Genomic DNA, 18,850 nt, shown 5'->3' on the forward strand with positions numbered 1-18,850 from the left:
AACCGACTCGGTGACCGCGAGAGACGCTCGCGACCATGCGACGAAGTCCTGCTCCGATCGCTGAGGCGCGGCGTTCGCTCGCACCCCCGGCGCGCGACGAGCTCGCGTCGGCCGGCGCTAGCATGGCGCGATGGAGATCGAACGTGCGACGCCCGAGGACCTCGACGATTGGACCGCGCTCCGGTACGCGTTGTGGGGGGGAGACCTCGCTCGGCTCCGCGACGAGGCCCGCGCGCTGCTCGACGCGGACGACCAGGTGGCATTTCTCGCGCGCGAGGCGAACGCGGGTGCGATCGGTTTCGTCGAGGCTTCGTCGAGAACGGCGACCCCGCGCACGTACGCGTTCGTCGAAGGGTGGTTCGTCTCGCCGTCCCGGCGCGGCGCAGGCCACGGAGCGCATCTGCTCGAAGCGGTCGAGGACTGGGCGCTGCACCGCGGGATCGACACGTTGCTCTCCGACACGCAACCCGAGCACTACCCGGAGAGTCTCGCCGCGCACGCACGTGCGGGATACGTGCCCGTCTCGACGACCACCGTGTTGCTCAAGCGGCTCGCGGCCGACGTCGCAGCCGTCGAATCCGACGTGCGCCCGGAACCTGGGGCGATGCTCCACCACCTCTCGATCGGCGTCCGCGACATTGGGCGTTCGGCGGGCTTCTACGACGCCGTGCTCGGAGCGCTGGGGTTCGTGCGCGTGTGGAGCGACCTGCGGCCCGGCGAGTCGAACCAAGCGGTGGGCTACGGCAGCGCGGGTGGGGGCGACCGGTTCGCGATCAAGCAGCACGACGGGGCACACGCTCCGGGCGCCGGCTCGCACCTGGCCTTCTCCGCGAGCAGTCGCCGGGCCGTGGACGCGTTCCACGCCGCCGCACTCGCGCACGGCGGCATGAGTGACGGCGCGCCCGGGCTGCGGCCACACTACGGCCCCGACTACTACGCCTGCTTCGTCGTGGATCCGGACGGGCACCGCATCGAAGCGGTGATCACGACGGCGGAGTTGAGTACCCACGAAGTCTGAACCTGAACGAACCCGACCACCATGGACCACTCCCCTCTGCACTCCATCGAGATCGTGACGCCCGACGTGGACGGCACGCGCGCTCTCTACACCGACTCGTTCGGCGCCGCGTTCGCGGAGCCCGACCCGCTGCTCGGAGGAGCCGTCGTCGCCGAACTGCCGAGCGGGTCGCGGATCGGGATTCGCGTTCCGATGCACGAGCAGGAGAGTCCGGTCGTGCGGATGGACGTCAGGGTCGCGGAACTGACCTGAACCTGGACCTGGCCGTCGCTCGAGCCGAGAGCCGCGGAGCGAGGGTCCTGCTCCCGTCCATGGACCTCGTCGGCAACGGCCACGGCCGCACCGCGATCGACGAGCTCGGCGGCATCGAGCACGGGCTCTGGCAGGTGGTGTGAACGAACGCGCCGGTGGCGCGCGTCACCCGTCCTGCTTTCCGCAGCACTTCTTGAACTTCTTGCCGCTGCCGCAGAAGCACGGGTCGTTGCGGCCGAGTTTGGGGGCCTGGTGCACGACGGTCTCGGGCTTGGACGCGGCCTGATTGGCGAGGTGTCCGGAGTCGACGGCGGTGCGGAATGCGTCGAGCGCGTCGTCCATCCCGTGGTTGAGCTCGAACGCGTGGGGCACGACCTCGCCGTCCTCGACCCAGGCGAACAGGGCCATGGTCACGGCGGGGACGTGCTCGGCGAGCGGATCCTTGCGCCGCAGGTGGCGCGGCAGGAGATCGCCGAGCGCGGCGCGGATCGCGTCCCCGTCGAACAGGCGCGGCTGGGCGCCGAGTTCGTCGTAGGCGACCGTCAGCAGCAACTCGGCGATGCGGCGGCGCGCGGCGTCGGGCACGCCGGTGAGGGCGCGCGCCTGGGGCGAGTCGAGGAAGCTGGCGACATCGAGGGCGACCTGTCGGGAGACCATCGGCGGAGGATACCCGAGTCGGTTGCCCCGTCGGCCGCGCGTTCGCATCCTCGTCGCGGGCGCCGCTCGCCCGCACCGCGCGGGACCGCGGCACCGTTGGCCGTGCATCCGTCGGACCGCGCCGCGCCCGGGCTCGACAGCGAGGCGTGCGCTCGAACGCTGCCGCATCCGACACGCTCCGCCCGCGCGGCGCGAGCCACGAGGACCACTTCCATGACGAACGACACGAACGCGTCCCGAAGCGGCGGCGCGGACCACCGCACCGGACCGACCACCGCCCGGCTCTTCCTGCGCCAGATGGTGCCGGACGACGCTGAAGCGTTCTTCAGGATCCAGAGCGATCCCGAGGTGATGCGCTACACCCACGAGACGCCGCCCGAGTCGGTCGAGCAACTGCGCGGCTTCCTCGCGGACTACCCGGACTTCGACACGGTTGGCTACGGGCGCTGGGGCTGCTACCTGCGCGAGAGCGGCGAGCTGATCGGCTTCAGCGGGCTCAAGTACATGGCGGACCTCGGAGCCACGGACCTCGGCTATCGACTGCTGCCGAAGTACTGGGGCCAGGGTCTGGCCACCGAGGCCGGGCGCGCATCGCTGCGCTACGGGTTCGAGACGATCGGTCTCGAGCGGATCGCGGGCTTCGTGCTGCCGGCCAACGCGGGGTCGATCCGTGTGCTCGAGAAGGTCGGCATGGAGCGCGACGGCACGGTCGAGATCGACGGGCTCGAGGCCCAGCGCTTTCGGATCGATCGCGAGCGGTGGGAGCGGTCCGCAGCGCTCGGGTCGGACTAGACTGCACGTGCCGTTCCCCGCAATCGCTCTCGGGACGACACATCGAACTCGATCCCACCGAACCCCATGAACCTCGGCGCCTTCTCCATCAGTCTCACGGTCGCGAACCTCGAAGCTTCCAAGGCCTTCTACGCGAAGCTCGGGTTCGTCGAATTCCACGGCGGCACGGAACAGCGCTATTCGATCCTCAAGAACGGCGATCACATCATCGGTCTGTACGAAGGCATGTTCGACAAGAACATCCTGACCTTCAATCCGGGCTGGGACCAGAGCGCCCGGAAGCTCGACGCCTTCACCGACGTTCGCGATCTGCAGAAGCAGCTGAAGGCGGACGGCGTGGTGCCCGTGATGGAGGCCGACGAGTCGACCACCGGTCCCGCGAGCTTCGTGGTCGTCGATCCGGACGGCAATCAGATCCTGGTGGACCAGCACGTCTGAGCTGCGCTGGATTGTCGGTACGGCGTCAGGCACGAAACTGCCACCTGCCGCCGATGACGCTGCGATTCGCAGCGTCATCGGCGGCAGGTGGCAGTTTCGTGCCTGACGCCGTACCGACAATCCAACGCAGCTCGCACCGACCCCCGATCCGCACCATGACTCCGCACCGCCACCGCGAACGCCACTTCTCCGAACGCATCGGTTGGCTGCGGGCGGCGGTGCTCGGTGCGAACGACGGCATCGTCTCGACCGCCAGCCTCGTGATCGGCGTCGCAGCGGCCGGTGGCGAGCGCGCGGACGTGTTGGTCGCGGGCGTCGCCGGTCTCGCGGCGGGCGCGATGTCGATGGCGGCGGGGGAGTACGTCTCGGTCAGTTCCCAGGCCGACACGGAGAACGCGGACCTCGAGCGTGAGAAGCGCGAACTCGTCGAGACACCCCAGGCCGAACTCGTCGAGTTGACGGGCATCTGGATCGAGCGCGGACTCACTCCCGACCTCGCGCACCAGGTCGCCGTGCAGTTGACCGAACACGACGCGCTCGCGGCTCACGCGCGCGACGAACTCGGCCTCAGCGAGGTGCATACGGCGCGACCGGTCCAGGCCGCGCTCGCTTCGGCGGCCGCGTTCGCCGTGGGAGCTGGGCTCCCGCTGGGTCTGACGGCGTTGGCGGGTACCACGTCGCTCGCGACGACCGTCGCCATCGGCTCGCTCGCCTTCCTGGCCCTGTTGGGCAGCATCTCGGCGCGCGTGGGCGGAGCCTCCATCCTGCGCGGCGCGGGGCGCGTCACCCTGTGGGGCGCGCTGGCGATGGTGGCGACGGCCGCGATCGGTTCGCTCTTCGGCGCCGTCGGGATCTGAGCTGCGGCGCCAGCCGCGACCGCTGCCCGCGCGCTACTGGATCGTGAGCGCGAGCGGATTCGTCAACAGGGCCGCGCCGCTCGTCTCGATCACCAGCGCCTGCAGCCACACGTCGAAGCCCGCCGTGCCCAGCGGAACGCCCGTCCCAAAGGTGTAGTTCCCGCTGCCGTCGGCGAAGCCGGCCGTGAGCAGCAGCGTCGGCGGCGTCAGTGCGAGCGGTCCGAACGGGCTCGGCGACGGACCGCCGCCCCAGACGGAGTAACCGATCACCGCGCCTTCACCCGGCAACAGGTTCGCGACGGAGAACGTCGCGCCCTGTCCGGCGGTCAAGGCCGTCGCCGACAGCAGCGGACTCGGAACGGCCGCGACCAGGGTGTAGTGGTCGAGCACCGCTCCCGTCGAATCGACGAAGCGCACGTCGATCCGGTCGTCGTCGACGTCGAGCGCCACCGACCCGAGCGTCAACTCGTTCACCAGCATCACGGGGTGGTCGAGCGGTCCCGCGGTCGTCTTGCCCGAGCTGCCCGCCACCGTGTAGACCGCGCCCTCGTGACCGGCGGTGGTCTTCGCGTAGGCGCCGTCGTGGAGCACGTTGCCGTCGCCGCCGTCGACCACGTGCAGCGCGGCCGAGAACGTGGGCGAGTAGCCGTAGTGCCCGTCGATCAGATAGCTGCGCTCGTAGGCGTGGCTGTGCCCCGAGAAGACCAGGTCCACGCCGCCCGCCTCGAGGATCGGCAGGAACGTCTCGCGCATGTCCACCATCAGCTGCGCCGTCGGCGAGGTCCCGTCGGAGTCGTGCGAGCCCTTCGTGTAGGGCGGGTGGTGCCAGTAGGCGACGATCCACGGCTGCAGCGTCGAAGCCAGGTCGGCCGCGAGCCACGTCGCCATCGGCCCGGTCGGCGTCAGGTCGCTGCCCTGCGAGTCCAGGCACACGAAGTGGACGTTGGCGCGGTCGAACGAGTAGTACGCCTCGGTGCCGGACGCGAGGCCGCCGAGCTCGCCGGCGGTGGGGAAGGTGAAGTTCTCGTAGTAGACCGACGGCAGCGTCTCGTGGTTGCCGCGCGTCGACCACACGGGCGTCGTGCGCAGCGTCGCCGCATAGGTGTCGAAGATGGCGCTCTGGTACTGCTCCTGGGTGCCTTCGGGATAGGCGTTGTCGCCGAGCAACAGGATCAGGTCGGCCGGCGCCGCGCTCGCGTAGCCGAGGAACGCGTCGCGCACCGCCAACTGGTCGGCGTTGTGCGTCCCGCAGTCGCCGAGCAGCCACACGCGCGTCGGGTGGCTCGTCCCGGGCGGCGGCGCCGTCTCGAACCAGTGGTCGGCGTCGTCGCCCGCGATGTCCTGCGCGACGTCGCCGACCGCGTAGTAGTAGCGCGTGTCGGGAGCGAGGCCGGTCACGGTGACTTCGTGGTGGAGCACCGCGGTCGGATCGTCGAACGTGTTCGTCAACGCGCCCGGACTGGTCCCGATGCGCACGCGGCTCGACGTCGCGGCCAACGTGCTCCAGCGCAGCGTCATGCGGTCGTGCCCGGGCAGCTGGAGGTACGGCCCGCGCGTGAGCACGGCCGGGAGCGCGTCGAGGAGTTCGAGGTCGAAGCTGATGTCGGAGCTCGTCGGGCCAGCCTGGTGGATCTCGACGCACAGGACGTTCGTGCCCTGGACGAGGAGGTTCGGGTCGATCAGGTGGTCGCCCCACAGGTTCTCCTCCGCGCTGCCCTGGGCCACCTCTGCGAGGGTCGTGTGACCGATCGCACCCGCGGGCAGGTTGTTGCGCAGGGCCTCGACGCCGTTGACGTACACGACGGAGCCGTCGTCGTCGAGCAGCCGCACGCGCAGCACGCTCACCGCGGCGGGATCGGCGACCTGGAACTCGCGCCGGAAGTAGGTGGTGACGAACTTGGCGTTCGCGTCGCCACCGAAACCCACGACGGTGGACTCGTCGCCGTCGCCGTAGCCGAGCTGCGCGCGCCCGGTCGCCCAACCGCTGGCGTCGAACGACGGTTGGATCCAGGCGCTGCCCTGGTCGCTGCCGTCGTCGAGGTAGCTCCAGACGGCGCCGCTCGGGACGATCTGCGCGTGCGCGACCGGCGCCGCGAAGAGGAACGCGCATGCCGACGCCGACGCGAAGAGCCGAGCCGAGGGACGTGTCATCGTGGAAGCTCCGCGAGCGCGGTGTCGATGTGGGTGGCGAGTCGCCGGGCAGAGGCGGTGAGTCGTTGCTGGCGAGGCCGTTCCTGCAGGCGGGCGCGGGCCGCCAGGTAGCGCTCGCGCGCTTCGGCGGGGCGGCCGGCGCGCGCGAGCAGGTCGCCCTGACGCGCGTACCAGTTCTCGGGGCGCGCGCTCGAGTCGGCGACCTTCTGCAGGCGCGAGCAGGCGGCGTCGATGCGTCCGAGCTCCTCTTCGAGGTCGCAGGCCGCGAGCAGGAGCGAGATCGAGTCGCCGATGCGCGCGAGCCCATCGTCCAGACCGCGCACGGCCGCTTCGGGTTCCTGGAAGCAGGCGCGGGCCAGGAACCAGTCGGGCGAGGGTGCCGGGTGGAGGTCGATCAAGGTCGTCCAGGCGGCGAGCGCGTCGGCGGGGCGCCCCGCGGATCCGAGCAGCTCGGCCCGCAGCTCGAGGGCCTCGAAGGCGAGGTCGGGCCCGAGCGTCTCGGACCGCAGCTCGATGTCGACCCACGCGAGGGCCTCCGCCTCCGCGCCGAGCGCTCGCGCCAACCGGGAGCGCCCGAGCGCCAGGCCCGGGAGGTCGGGTTCGAGCTCGCCCGTGCGCTCGAGATCGCCCGCGCAGGCCTCGAAGTCGCCGTGGAGGCGTTCGAGCCCGGCGCGCCGCAGGTAGAGGTCGGCCGCGTCCGGCGTCTCGGCCAGCTCGGCGGTGACGCGCTCGATCGCCTCCTCGAGACCTTCGTGGAACGGCGCCGCACAGGCCGCGGCCCGCGCCACGGAGCTCCCGGGCAGGGCGCCCCAACACAGGAGCGCCGTCAACAGCCAGCCGAGTCGGATCGCGCGGGCACGGGTGGGGAGGCGGTCGAACCGTCGGAAGGGTGCGCGCGCGACCATCCCCGAACCCTATCCGTCCCTCCCAGGACCCGCAATTCGGTCGGTCGCGGCGCTCGAACGTTGGTCGCTGCGCGTCCCGCGAAGGGCTCCCCTCGGACCGGGGTGGACGCGGGTCGATCGCGCCCGCCCGCCCCGTCCATCCGCTCCAGCGCGGACCTCGTCGCCGCTTCCAGCCCCGGTCGCGGCGCGCGCTCGCGACCTGTCGACCCGGATCCGCGACAGTCAGAACCGGCCCGGACGTTGACGCCGCGCCGCGCGCCGCTACCCTTTTTCGGCTCCGAGTCCCTTTCGAGGGCTCGCGCGACTTCATTCCACGCGTGGCAGCGACGCTCCGTCGCGCCCGTCCGACCCCCGTCCGATCCTTCGATCGATCGGACCCGACCCCGCATTCGTCCATGAGCGTCAAACGCCTCACCGCTCACCGCAACATCGGCATCATGGCCCACATCGATGCGGGCAAGACGACCGTCACCGAGCGGATCCTGTTCATCACGAACAAGATCCACAAGACGGTCGAGGTCCACGAGGGCGGCGCGACCATGGACTTCCTCGAGGAAGAGCAGAAGCGCGGCATCACCATCCAGTCGGCGGCGACGTCGACGGAGTGGAAGGGCTACTCGGTCAACATCATCGACACCCCCGGCCACGTGGACTTCACGGCCGAGGTCGAGCGCAGTCTGCGCGTCCTCGACGGAGCCTGCGCCGTGTTCGACGGCGTGCAGGGCGTCGAGGCCCAGTCCGAGACGGTCTGGCGCCAGGCCGACCGCTACGGCGTCCCGCGCATCTGTCTGATCAACAAGCTCGACCGCACGGGCGCGGACTTCGACTACTGCGTCGGCACGATCAAGGAACGTCTCGGCGCCCGTCCGGTCGCGCTGCAGTTCCCCGTCGGCAAGGAGAAGGAGTTCAACGGGATCGTCGATCTCGTGAACATGAAGTACTACGTCTTCGACGAGGACTCGAAGGGCAAGCTCATGAACGAGGAGCCGCTCGAGGGCGACCTTCTCGAAGAGGCCAAGATCCGCCGCCACGGTGTCTGCGAGGACGCGGCCGAGTTCGACGAGGAGATGCTCGACATCTTCGTCGAGGACGGCGAGATCCCGCCCGACATGCTGCGCGCCGCGCTGCGCAAGGCCACGCTCGCGATGGAGCTGACCCCGGTCTTCTGTGGCTCGGCCCTCAAGGACAAGGGCGTCGCGCTGCTGCTCGACGCGGTCATCGACTACCTGCCCTGCCCGCTCGACCTGCCCGACATCGAAGGCATGGTCCCGCGTTCGGAGGAAGAGAAGATCACGCGCAAGGCGGCCGACGACCAGCCGATGTCCGCCATGGCCTTCAAGACCGTGGCCGAGCCGACCGGCGACCTCACCTTCATCCGCGTCTACTCGGGCGTGATGGAGAAGGGCACGACCTACTACAACCCGCGCACCACCAAGCGCGAGCGCATCGGCCGCATCCTGCGCGTCCACGCCGACAAGCGCGAGCCGCTCGATCGCATCGAGGCCGGCGACATCGCCGCCGTCATCGGTCTCAAGAACACCGTGACCGGCGACACGCTCTGCTCCGAGGACGATCCGATCGTGCTCAACAAGATCGTGTTCCCCGACGCGGTCATCGCGATGTCCCTCGAGCCGAAGGACAACAAGGACCGCGACAAGCTGTCCGACGTCATCGGCCGCATGATGCGCGAGGACCCGACGTTCCGCGCCACGACGAACGAAGAGACCGGCGAACTGGTCATCAGCGGCATGGGCGAGCTGCACCTCGAGGTGCTCGTCAACCGCATCCAGAACGACCACAAGTGCGAGGTCATCACCGGCAAGCCGAAGGTGTCCTACAAGCAGCGTCTCGCGAAGGACGTCGACACCGAGGCCCGCTTCGTCAAGCAGTCCGGTGGTCGCGGCAAGTTCGCCGTGGTCAGCGTGCGCTTCGAACCGACCGAGGACCCGACCAAGACGTTCGAGTTCGTCGACGGCGTCAAGGGCGGCAACGTGCCGCGCGAGTACATCCCGTCCGTGGCGAACGGCCTCGAGAACGCCGTCAACGGCGGTGGTCGCACCGGCTACCCGTTCGTCGGGGTCAAGGCGACCCTGTACGACGGCAAGGCGCACGACGTCGACTCCGACCAACTGTCCTTCGAGCAGGCCGGCATGCTGGCCTTCCGCCAGGCGTACGAGAACAACATCACCCTGCTCGAGCCGATCATGAAGATCGACGTCAGCGTCCCCGAGGAGTTCCTCGGTGCGGTGGTGGGTGACCTCAACTCGCGTCGCGGTGAAGTCGGTGAAGTCGTCAGCCAGGGCGAACTGCGCGTCGTGAAGGGCTTCGTCCCGATCGCCGAGATGTTCGCCTACTCGTCCAGCCTGCGCGGCGCGACCCAGGGGCGCGGCGCCTTCTCGATGGAGTTGTTCGAGTACCGCCCGGTGCCGACGAACATCGCCAAGAAGGTTCTCGCCGGCGAAGAGTGATCCGCTGTCTCCGATCCGCCGCGCCCTCGTCGGCGCGTGCGGAGTAGGCCCGACCGGGCCGCGTTCCTCGGCGAGGGGCGCGGCCCGGTTCGCGTCTCCGGCGCCCGTTCGCGCCGGGGCGCGCTCGAATCGGGCGTGAGCGTCGCTACCATGCGCCGATGACACGCAGTGCACGACGTCGTTGGAGCCGCGAGATCGAGTCCCTGGTCGACGGTGTGGCCGTCGCGGGCAAGGGTCCTGTCGCGGTCCACGCCTACGACTTCCCGGCCGGCGGCAAGTGGGTGGACGACGTCATCCCCGGCAAGGTGGGGTCCTTCGATCGCCAGACCGGTGAACCGCTGTGGCACTCGCCGTGCGAGGTCGGGTACGGCCGCGGTTTCGGCGCTGGCTTCACCACCAGCGGCGACCTGGTCGTGCTCGGTCCGACCCAGTCGGGGCACGCGATGGTGCGCATGAGTGCCGCGACCGGAGAGCTGCTCGGCATCGAGCACGTGCCCGAGTTCGACGAAGCGCTCGTCGACGCCGACTTCTGTCTCTGTGTCTGTCCCGGTCAGCTGCTGGCGCTCGACACCGAGGAGCTGTCGCCGGCCTGGAGCTTCAAGATGATGGGCGCGCGCTTCCACGCCGCGGTGCGCGCCGGCGACGTGTACCTGGCCGCCTTCTCGCGCAAGGGGTCGCGCGATCAGGGTCTGGTCGCCGTCGACGTCGCCAAGGGGAAGGCGCGCGCCACGCTGTTCGAACCGCGGCCTGGGACCTTCTACGGCATCGCGGCGGGGGAGGGGCGCTTCGTCCTGCCGGTCGAGTCGCTCGAAGCCAGTCTGCCGATGGAGCTGGCCCGCGAGCTCGTCCTGGCGCGCCTCACCGAGACCCAGGACGACGACGACCTGTCGAGTCTGGACGGGCTCGACTCGACCGGTGGCCCGGGCCTCGTGTGCTACTCCGTCGACGCGCCGGGCAAGCCCGCCTGGTTCCGCCAACTGCCGGCGAGCGAGGACGAAGCCACGTTGCGCGTCGACTCCGGCAAGGTCTACGTCGGCCGCGGAACGTCGCTGGCGGTGCTCGATCTCACGACCGGTCGCGAGCTGGGTGAAGCGATCGTTCCAGGTCTCGACGAAGCGATCGCGTGGGACGTGCGCAGCGGGGCGTTCATGGTGGCCGAGGAGAATCGCGTCTCGGTCTTCGAGCTGCCCGACTGAGAGGGCGCTCGTGCGCGGCGACTCGCGAGTGCGCGCGAACCACCGGCGCGCCTCGTCCGCTCCCGAACGGGTGGCGTGCTGCGGGCGCGAACGCCGCGCGGGCGCCGGGAACCTCCACCCATCGATGGCTGGCGGGGGTGTGGCGGTGCGCCCGCGCCGCGGCGAGGGCTCGTCGCTCGACGCGCGTCGCTCGTCGGTGGGCGAGCGCTCCACGAACCATCCGTCCCTCGTCCGCGAGCGGGGTACCGCGAGTCCACGGAAGGACTCGATGCGAGCTTGACGCCGGGACGGCGGCGGCCCGGTACCATGTGCGGCCCCCGACCCGATAGGCGATCGGCCCCCACTGTCGGGGCCGCGCCGACCTGCCCTTCGCAGGTCGATCCATTCTCGAGGAATGCCGTGACCGACTCCCCCTCCCCCGAGACGAACACCGATCCGTCCGACGCGCCGAAGCCGACTCCCGCTGTTGTCGAGTCCGCCGGTACCGATTCCGCCGGACCCGATTCCGCTGGCACCGATCCCGCCGGACCCGATCCCGCTCGCCCCGTGGCAGCGGCCGACGCGACGGCCGACGCGCCGGCGCCCGCGACCAGCGTGGCCGCGACCGAGCCCGCGGTGGCGAAGCCCACCGAGGAAGTGACGCTTCCGACCGTGGCGTCCGACGTCACGCGCAAGGCGCTCGCGCAGGAGTTCTCGATCACGCGTGAAGCGGTCGATCACCTGGTCGAGTCGCTCGGACTCGGACTCGAGCCGCCGTTCCTCGGCCGTTTCGATCGCGCGCGCACGCAGTTGCCCCAGGAAGGACTGGTGCGGCGCTTCGTGCAACGCCTCGAGGAACTCGACGACGTCGATCGGCGCCGCGGGACGATCCTGCGCACGCTCGAGGGCGCGGCCGGCGTGTCGTCGCGCGTGATGGAGCTGGCGCGTTCCACGGTGGATCGCCACGTGCTCGAGGATCTGTACCTGCCGTACCGCCAGCCCGAGCCCGAGGTCCAGATGGCCCTCGATCGGGGCTTGGGCGGGCTGGCCGATCAACTCGCTACGACCCTGCCGAAGTCCGCAGGTGCTGCGAAGGAAGCGGCGACCACGGACGTGGCGAGCGCTGAGGCGGCGACCGAAGGGGCGGTGACCGAGGAGGCCGTGGCGGATGCGGTGGCGGAAGAGGCCGCACCGACGGAAGTCGCCGCGACCGACGCGGCGCCGATCGAGGAAGCCCCGGCCGCGGACTCGGAAGCCCCGGCCGCGGACGCACCGAACCCCGATGCGAACGCCGAAACGACCGAAACGACCGACGCTGCACCGCAGGCCGACGCGAGCGCTGCGGTGGACGCCGAAGCCGGAACGGGAGCCGAGGCCGTCACCGATGCGCCCACGAAGGCGCCCGAGGCCACCGAACCGAAGCGCACGAAGGGTGCTCCGAAGGCGTCGCCGGCCCCGGTGTCCGCCACGGAACCGCCGCTCGAGGTCACCGCCGAACTGGCCCGCACCTGCGCCGAGTTCGTCGCTCCCGACCACGACGTCCACAGCGAACGCGACGCGCTCGAAGGTGCGATGCGCGTGCTCTCGGACCGACTCGGACGCAACGCCGAGCTGCGGGCCCAGCTGCGCAAGATCATGCGTCGCCACGCGATCGTGAAGACGCGCGCCGGCTCGAACGACGAGCGGACGAAGCGCCACAAGGGCCTGCTCAAGATGGACACGCCCGTGCGCCAACTCCAGGGCAGCCGCCTCCTGGGGCTGCGCCAGGCCCAGCGCGAGCGCGCGCTGCACGTCTCGTTCGAAGTGGCCGCCGAGCACGTCCTGCCGAAGATCAAGGCGGCGCTCTCGGTGCGCCCCGATCCGCGTTTCGATCGCGTTCTCGACGTGGTCGCCTGGCGGGCCTGGACGCGCCGCCTGCGCCCGGTCCTCGACGAGGACCTGCGCCTCGACCTCAAGGTCCGCGCCGACGACGAGGCCACGCGCCTGTTGATCGGCCAGATCCGCCAGCTGCTCATGGCGCCGACGCTCGGCCCGCGTCCGGCGGCGGGCATCGACATCGACGCCCGCGGCGACATGACCGTCGTGGCCGTGGATCCGAACGGCGCGTTGCTCGGGCCCGAGGTCCGCATCCAGGTCGCCGGCAAGGACGATCTCGATCTCGCGGAAGCGCTCGCCGACGTGCTGCGTCCGACGGGTGTGCAGTGGGTCGCGCTCGCCGCGGGCCGCGGGACGCGCGACGCCCTGGTGAAGGTGCGTCGGGCCGTCTCGACCCTCGGTGCGGAGGCCGTCGTGACCGTGGTCAACGACGTCGGTCTCTCGGCCTACGCCAACTCGGAGAGCGCGCGCCGCGACCTACCCGACGTCACCGTTCCCGGCCGCATGGCCACAGGACTCGCACGACGACTCCAGGATCCGATGGCCGAGCTGCTCAAGCTCGAGCCGCGCCACTGGGGCATCGGCACCGGCACCGGTCTGTTGACCAAGGCCGCCGCCAAGCGCGTCGTGCGCGACGCCGTCCAGTCCTGCGTCTGCACCGTCGGTGTCGACATGGAGCGCGCCACGCGTGAACAGCTCGCGCACCTGCCCGGCATCGACCGGGCGAAGGCGGCGCGTCTGATCGAGCTGCGCGACGCCGGTGAACTCGGGAGCCGCACGGCGCTCGCGAACTGCGGACTGTTCGACGAGGTGGCGCTGCGCAACGTCGTCGCCTTCATCCGCTTCCGCAGCTCGGACGATCCGTTCGACCGTTCGAGCATGCACCCCGACCAGTACGAGCAGGCCTCCCAGCTGATCGAAGCGACGGGGCGTCCGTTCCTCGAGGTCTACACGCGCAACGGCGGCCTCAAGGGGCTGAAGCGCTCGGACTTCAAGATCGACGAAGCCACCTGGCGCGACCTGCAGCGCGAGATCACGTACCCGGGCCGCGACCCGCGTCCGCGCCTGTTCCCGCCGAAGATGCTCGCGCCCGGCACCCTGGCCGAGAGCCTCGAGAAGGGACAGCCGGTCGAAGGCATCGTGACGACCGTCACGAACTTCGGCGCCTTCATCGACATCGGTGCGGACAAGGAAGGCCTCGTCCACGTGTCGCGCGTCTCGTCGCGTTTCGTCCGCGACGCGCGCGAAGCCCTGTCCGTCGGTCAGGTGGTGCGCGCGATCGTGATCGAGCCGTCCGCCCAACGCATCGGACTGTCGATCAAGGACGCCCCGACGCCGGAGCGCCCCGAGCGTGGACGCCGTCCCGAGGGCGGTGGTCGCAGCTACGGTCGCGGTCGCGGTGAGCGCCCGGACGGCGAACGCGGCGCGCGCGGCGGAGCACCCGGTGGTGCCGCGGGCGGTGGCGGCGGACGCGGTCGCGGCGAACGCAGCGGCGGCGGTGCCTGGCCCCAACCCCAACGACTGTCGCGCGTCGCGCACACCCGTCGCGACGGGATGCCCGGACAGGAGGAACGCGGCGGCGGAGGCCGTGGACGCGGTGGCCCCGGCGGAGCGGGCGGTGGTCGCGGGCGCGGTGGTCCCGGCGACGGCCGCGGACGCGACGGCGGCGGACGCGACGGCGGCGCACGGCGCGAGGACCTGGCGGCGCTCGGCAAGGGCGCGAAGCCCGGCTACAGCCCGTTCGCGTCGTTCTTCAAGGGCGACGACGGACCGGCCGAGCCGGCGGCGAAGCCCGCCCCGAAGGCGAAGTCCGCGCCGAAGGCGAAGTCCGCCGACGAGTCGAAGGACCGGGGCGCTCCGGCGTCCGGTGCCGACGATTCGAACGCGACGACCTGAGCCCGAGACGCCGGCGCCGTTGCGGCGCACGGTGCCTCGCACGCGAACGGCTCCCGTCCCGCTGAGTGCGGGGCGGGAGCCGTTCGCGTCGTGGCGCGTGGCGCAGGCCGCGAGGCCCGCGCCCGCTGCCGTTTCAGGCGTCGTAGGGATTGCGGCGCGCTGACGCGCTGCGTTCGTGCGCTTCCGCCTCGCGGGTCACCTCGGCCGTGCCTTCGACCGAGGCGAAGAGCGGCAGGTTGTCGACCGGACACGGATCGTCCTCGAGGGCCTCGAGCTGCGTCGGCATCGCCGCAGCCGGACCGTCGACCGATTCCTCGATGGACGGCGTGCCGTTCGAGCGCTCGGCCGTGTTCGCGTGCAGCGCGGCCGTCGCGGCGCGTTCGAGCTCGGTGCGTTCGAGCTCCTGCGCCTCGGCGTGCTCGTCGACCTCGGGCTCGACCGTCGGCGGCACGTCGTCGATCCTGCGCGGCCTCGGGCCCGCGGTGACGTGACCTTCGGACGGCGAGGCGTGCTCGGTCGAGTCGCCCAGGTCCAGGTCGTGCTGGAGCGAACGCACCAGCTGGTCGATGCGAGCACCGAGTTCGTCGAGCACGCGCTCGTCGTGCCCCGTCGCCGCCGCCGTTCGGTCCTGGAGCTCCTCGAGCCGACCGACCGTGGCGGACACGGCTCCGACGGAGGACTCGAGTCGCATGAGGCGCGCACCGAGTTCCTGGATCACGCGGTCGCCGCGCTCGCCTCCGCTGTGCGTCGCCGCCTCGACCCGTTCCACCAGTTCGTCGCCCACGTTCCGGATCGATCCGGCCAGGTGCGACTCGACTGTCACGAGGCTGACGTGCATGCGCTGGAGGCCCTCGTCGAGATCCTCGAGCCACGCGCCGTAGTCCGGCGTCTGGCCCATGGCCTCGAGCACGCGCCGCGTCTGACGCAGTCGCGCGGTGGCGCCCATGGCGAGACCGATCAACGCGGAGCCGCCGATGCCGAGCAGCGCGGGCGAGCCACCGAGTTGGACCAACTTGTCGGCGATCTGGGTGACGATCGGGGCGCTGCCGCCGAGTCCGAGTCCGGACGCCACTTGGATCGCCATGCCCGCCAGGCATCCGATTCCCGCCACGGCCAGCGGTCCGGCGAACCACTCCGACGCCGCCGGTAGCGGCGCGGGAAGGCGCTCGGCCAGTCCGCTGTCGAACCGGCCGTCGTCGTAGGTCTCGAGCGGTTCGTTCGCCGCTCCTCTCACACTGCTTCGATCGTTCATGTCCCCGTGGCGCCCCCTGAGTCGCTCCCACACTGGTATCGGACTCGTTCGGGTTCGGTGCGCCGGAGCCCCCAGCTTGAGGACGATCCCCGCAAAGCACACCGTGGGCGGCGCGGCGTCGGTGGAGGCGGGATCGCGCCGGCTTGGTGGTAGCCTGGCCCCATGGTCTCCAGTCGCGTCATCAGAGGTCTCGCGGTGTCGGCCGGACTGGCCGTCGGTCCGGCCCACATCGTCCGGGCGGGCTCCTCCGAGGTTCCCACCTGGTACGTGCGTGCCCAGGACATCGGCGCCGAGATCGAGCGCCTCGAAGCCGCGGTCCGGGCCGTCGAGCAGCTCCTCGGAGAGCAGCAGGCGCGCGTCGCACGGACGACGAACGCCAAGGACGCGGAGATCTTCGCGGTCCACCGGATGATCCTCTCGGACCCGACGGCGATCGGGAACGTCGAGAAGGCGATCAGCGAGGAGGCGATCAACGCGGAGGCTGCGATCCAGCGCCTGATCGACCGCTTCGAGGTCAGCATGGGCAAGCTCGAGGGGGCGCCCGTGCGTGCCTTCGCCGCCGACGTGTCCGACCCCTGGCGGCGCGTCCTGGACATGCTGCTCGAGCGCGACCGGGCCGAGGTCGGCCAGGCCCAGGAGCAGGTGGTCCTCGTCGCACCCGAACTGACGCCCCAGGTCATCGCGTTCGTCGATCGCAGTCGCGTGCTCGCCGTCCTGTGCGAGAAGGGCGGCCGGTTCTCGCACGGTGCCGTCCTCGCGCGCTCGATGCGCCTGCCGTGCATCGTCGGTCTGCCGGGACTGCTCGGGCGGCTCGAGCAGAACATGGAGGTCTGGGTCGACGGCGACAACGGCATCGTCCAACTCGAGCCGGAGGAAGCCGATCGCGCCGAGTTCGAGGCGCGCATCGAGGCCCGCGAGGGACGCCAGAAGGCGGTCGCCGCGTTCGCGAAGGAGTCCGCGCGGACCGTCGACGGAGCACGTCTGGTCTGCGAGGCGAACATCGAGAGCGTGCACGACCTCGACACGTTCGACCTGGACCAGATCGATGGCGTCGGACTGCTGCGCACCGAGTTCCTCTACATGGAGAAGCGCGAGTTCCCCTCCGAGGAGGAGCAGTACCGGATGTATCGCCGTGTGGCCGAACGCCTAGGCGAGCGACCGGTCACGATCCGCACGCTCGACATCGGCGGCGACAAGCAGCTCGAGTACTTCCGGATGCCGCCCGAGCGCAACCCGGCGCTGGGCTGGCGTGGACTGCGCGTGAGCCTCCAATGGCCGGACCTCCTGCGCGTCCAACTGCGCGCCGCGATGCGGGCCAGCGTCAGCGGTGCGTTGCGCGTCCTCCTGCCGATGGTGAGCTCGGTCGACCAGCTCGAGGAGGCGCTCGCGATCTTCGACGGGTTGCGCCTCGACCTCGACGAGCAGGGCTACTCGATCCCCGACGACATCCCGCTGGGGGTGATGGTCGAGGTGCCGTCCGCGATCTTCAATCTGCGCTCGTTCCTCGACGAGATCGACTTCGTCAGCGTCGGGACGAACGACCTGGTCCAGTACCTCCTGGCCGTCGACCGGGACAACTCGTGGGTGGCGAAGCTCTACGAGCCCTACGACCCCTCGGTCTTCCAGGCGCTGCGCGACGTCGCCGACGCCTGCGCCGAGAAGAACAAGCCCTGTTCGGTCTGTGGCGACCTCGCCAGCGATCCGCTCAACGCCCTCGTGCTGCTGGGGCTCGGCTACCACTCGGTCAGCGTGGCCCCGCACTTCGTGCCCGAGATCAAGTACCTGCTCCGCAGCACGACGATGGAGAAGGCGCGCGAGCTGGCGGAAGCGGTGACGAGTCAGCGTCGAGCGCGCGACGTGCGCGAGCTGATGCGCGAGGCGCGCGAGGAGTTGTACGAGGAGATCGACGGGGCCTGAGTCTCGACCGTCGCGTCGCGTCGCACCCCGCGGTGGCCGCGTTCCGAGTGTGCGGCGCAAGCCGTCCCGACCGTGGAACTGGTTTCCCGGCGGCGGGCACACCGGTCACGAGGGGCACGCGCCACGGACCTGTGGGGTCCTAGACTCGGCGCATCGTCAAGGAGCGTGTGCACAAGGACTTGCGCACTCGCTGCAGCTGATCGTCCCCGCGTGCCCCGCGCACGTTCGTCCCCCAACGTCTCGAGCGCCCCGCACCACTCGCCATGTGTCCGAAGCGACGTCAGGGTGAGACCGCCCGCCGCACCAGGTCGGGCGCTGCCAAGTCCGGCGCGGCGAAGTCCGGAACCGCGACATCCGGAGCCGCGAAGACGGCTGCGTCGAAGTCCGCAGCGGAAGCACCCGAAGGACGCGCCGAACGGACGCCGCGCCGCGGACGCTGGTCGGCCGAAGAGACGGCCTACCTGCGTCGGCACTACGGGCTGCGGACCGAGGACGAGATCGCGCGCGAGCTGGGCCGCACCGAGAAGAGCGTGCGCGAGATGGCCGTCAAGGTCTTCGACGGCAGCAAGCGGCGCGGGGCCTGGAGCACGGACGAGATCGAGCGCCTCAAGGAGTACCTCGGAGCGAGTCCCTCCGACGTCATCGCGCGCGTGCTCGGTCGTTCGGCCGCGGACGTGGAGCGACAGATCGAACAGCTCGAGCAGCTGCGTCGAACCGGCCGCTGGACCCACGAAGAGGTCCAACGTCTGCGCCGGATCTACGGTCGGCGCACGGACGAGGATCTGGCCCTGATCCTGGGGCGCAGCGTCGAGTCGATCCGCCGCCAGGCCGCGCGCTTCGCCCTCGCCAAGGACAAGGCCTTCGTCCGCCGACTGAGCGGCGCCAGCTCGACGCGGATGCCGCGTTGGTCCGAGGAGGAGCTCGAACTCCTGCGAGAGCGCTATCCCACCGAACCGAACCTCGAGATCGCCCGCAGCCTCTCCCGCTCGGTCAAGAGCGTCGTCTCGAAGGCCCACCACCTCGGCCTTCGCAAGGACGAGGAGCGCTTGAAGGCGATGGGGCGGGAGAACGTCAGCCGGCGCTACACGAAGGGGTCCTGAGGCCTGCCCGAGAGGCGGGGCGCACGCGAGCTGGTGGGGCCGCTCGCGCGTGAGCCGAGGCGCCCCGTACCTGGGCCCCGGCGAGGCACGAGGCCCG

Annotated in this window: 14 protein-coding genes and 1 pseudogene; 11 read left to right on the plus strand and 4 right to left on the minus strand. The window is 70.8% G+C overall.

From position 1 onward, the window contains the following. Positions 1-130: 130 nt before the first annotated feature. From Pla163_RS18700 to Pla163_RS04285, 3 genes and pseudogenes are all read left to right on the plus strand, one after another. Positions 131-502: pseudogene (locus Pla163_RS18700) on the plus strand (GNAT family N-acetyltransferase); the annotation flags it as partial. Positions 503-604: 102 nt separating this feature from the next. Beyond that, complete coding sequence (locus tag Pla163_RS18705) at positions 605-1,018, plus strand: VOC family protein (RefSeq protein ID WP_419186505.1); 414 nt, start codon at positions 605-607, stop codon at positions 1,016-1,018. A 21-nt stretch (positions 1,019-1,039) separates the two neighbouring features. Next, the gene (locus tag Pla163_RS04285) at positions 1,040-1,270 is read left to right on the plus strand and encodes a VOC family protein (protein ID WP_145184083.1); all 231 of its coding nucleotides are present in this window, start codon (positions 1,040-1,042) and stop codon (positions 1,268-1,270) included. Between the two features lie 165 nt (positions 1,271-1,435). On the opposite strand, the gene Pla163_RS18710 is transcribed toward Pla163_RS04285, so the two are convergent. Further along, a complete protein-coding gene (locus Pla163_RS18710; protein ID WP_419186311.1) occupies positions 1,436-1,927 on the minus strand; it encodes an SEC-C metal-binding domain-containing protein in 492 nt (163 codons plus the stop codon). A 213-nt stretch (positions 1,928-2,140) separates the two neighbouring features. Between Pla163_RS18710 and Pla163_RS04295 the strand changes: the two genes are divergently transcribed. The 3 genes from Pla163_RS04295 to Pla163_RS04305 all read left to right on the plus strand — a co-directional run bounded on the left by Pla163_RS04295 (position 2,141) and on the right by Pla163_RS04305 (position 4,014). Further along, positions 2,141-2,719, plus strand: a complete 579-nt coding sequence (locus Pla163_RS04295) for a GNAT family N-acetyltransferase (RefSeq protein ID WP_145184086.1) — start codon at positions 2,141-2,143, stop codon at positions 2,717-2,719. A 66-nt stretch (positions 2,720-2,785) separates the two neighbouring features. Further along, entirely contained in the window at positions 2,786-3,157 is a 372-nt protein-coding gene (locus Pla163_RS04300) for a VOC family protein (protein WP_145184091.1), read from the plus strand. A 155-nt stretch (positions 3,158-3,312) separates the two neighbouring features. Then, positions 3,313-4,014, plus strand: a complete 702-nt coding sequence (locus tag Pla163_RS04305; RefSeq protein WP_145184094.1) for a VIT1/CCC1 transporter family protein — start codon at positions 3,313-3,315, stop codon at positions 4,012-4,014. 33 nt (positions 4,015-4,047) lie between these two features. Here Pla163_RS04305 and Pla163_RS18715 read toward each other — a convergent pair whose 3' ends face one another. Both Pla163_RS18715 and Pla163_RS18720 read right to left on the minus strand, forming a co-directional pair. Continuing rightward, complete coding sequence (locus Pla163_RS18715) at positions 4,048-6,165, minus strand: purple acid phosphatase family protein (protein ID WP_419186312.1); 2,118 nt, start codon at positions 6,163-6,165, stop codon at positions 4,048-4,050. Continuing rightward, positions 6,162-7,070 (minus strand): tetratricopeptide repeat protein, encoded by a 909-nt coding sequence (locus Pla163_RS18720; RefSeq protein ID WP_419186313.1) that lies wholly within the window; start codon positions 7,068-7,070, stop codon positions 6,162-6,164. Before Pla163_RS18720 ends, Pla163_RS18715 begins: the two co-directional genes overlap by 4 nt. A 395-nt stretch (positions 7,071-7,465) precedes the next feature. Here Pla163_RS18720 and fusA point away from each other — a divergent pair, with 395 nt between their 5' ends. The 3 genes from fusA to Pla163_RS04325 all read left to right on the plus strand — a co-directional run bounded on the left by fusA (position 7,466) and on the right by Pla163_RS04325 (position 14,484). Then, the gene (fusA, locus tag Pla163_RS04315; RefSeq protein WP_145184100.1) at positions 7,466-9,538 is read left to right on the plus strand and encodes an elongation factor G; all 2,073 of its coding nucleotides are present in this window, start codon (positions 7,466-7,468) and stop codon (positions 9,536-9,538) included. A gap of 158 nt (positions 9,539-9,696) precedes the next feature. Then, positions 9,697-10,734 (plus strand): outer membrane protein assembly factor BamB family protein, encoded by a 1,038-nt coding sequence (locus Pla163_RS04320; RefSeq protein ID WP_145184103.1) that lies wholly within the window; start codon positions 9,697-9,699, stop codon positions 10,732-10,734. 399 nt (positions 10,735-11,133) lie between these two features. After that, positions 11,134-14,484 (plus strand): S1 RNA-binding domain-containing protein, encoded by a 3,351-nt coding sequence (locus tag Pla163_RS04325; RefSeq protein WP_145184106.1) that lies wholly within the window; start codon positions 11,134-11,136, stop codon positions 14,482-14,484. Positions 14,485-14,617: 133 nt separating this feature from the next. On the opposite strand, the gene Pla163_RS04330 is transcribed toward Pla163_RS04325, so the two are convergent. Beyond that, positions 14,618-15,736, minus strand: a complete 1,119-nt coding sequence (locus Pla163_RS04330; RefSeq protein ID WP_145184108.1) for a hypothetical protein — start codon at positions 15,734-15,736, stop codon at positions 14,618-14,620. Positions 15,737-15,898: 162 nt separating this feature from the next. On the opposite strand from Pla163_RS04330, the gene ptsP reads away from it, so the two are divergent. Both ptsP and Pla163_RS04340 read left to right on the plus strand, forming a co-directional pair. Beyond that, positions 15,899-17,653 carry a phosphoenolpyruvate--protein phosphotransferase gene (gene ptsP, locus Pla163_RS04335; protein WP_145184111.1) on the plus strand — a complete coding sequence of 585 codons (1,755 nt, stop codon included), beginning with the start codon at positions 15,899-15,901 and terminating at the stop codon, positions 17,651-17,653. 263 nt (positions 17,654-17,916) lie between these two features. Further along, positions 17,917-18,753: a hypothetical protein gene (locus Pla163_RS04340; protein WP_145184114.1), complete on the plus strand. Its 837-nt coding sequence runs from the start codon at positions 17,917-17,919 to the stop codon at positions 18,751-18,753. Positions 18,754-18,850: the final 97 nt, after the last annotated feature.

Origin of the sequence: Rohdeia mirabilis, assembly GCA_007750655.1 — a bacterium.
Taxonomy (GTDB): domain Bacteria; phylum Planctomycetota; class UBA1135; order UBA1135.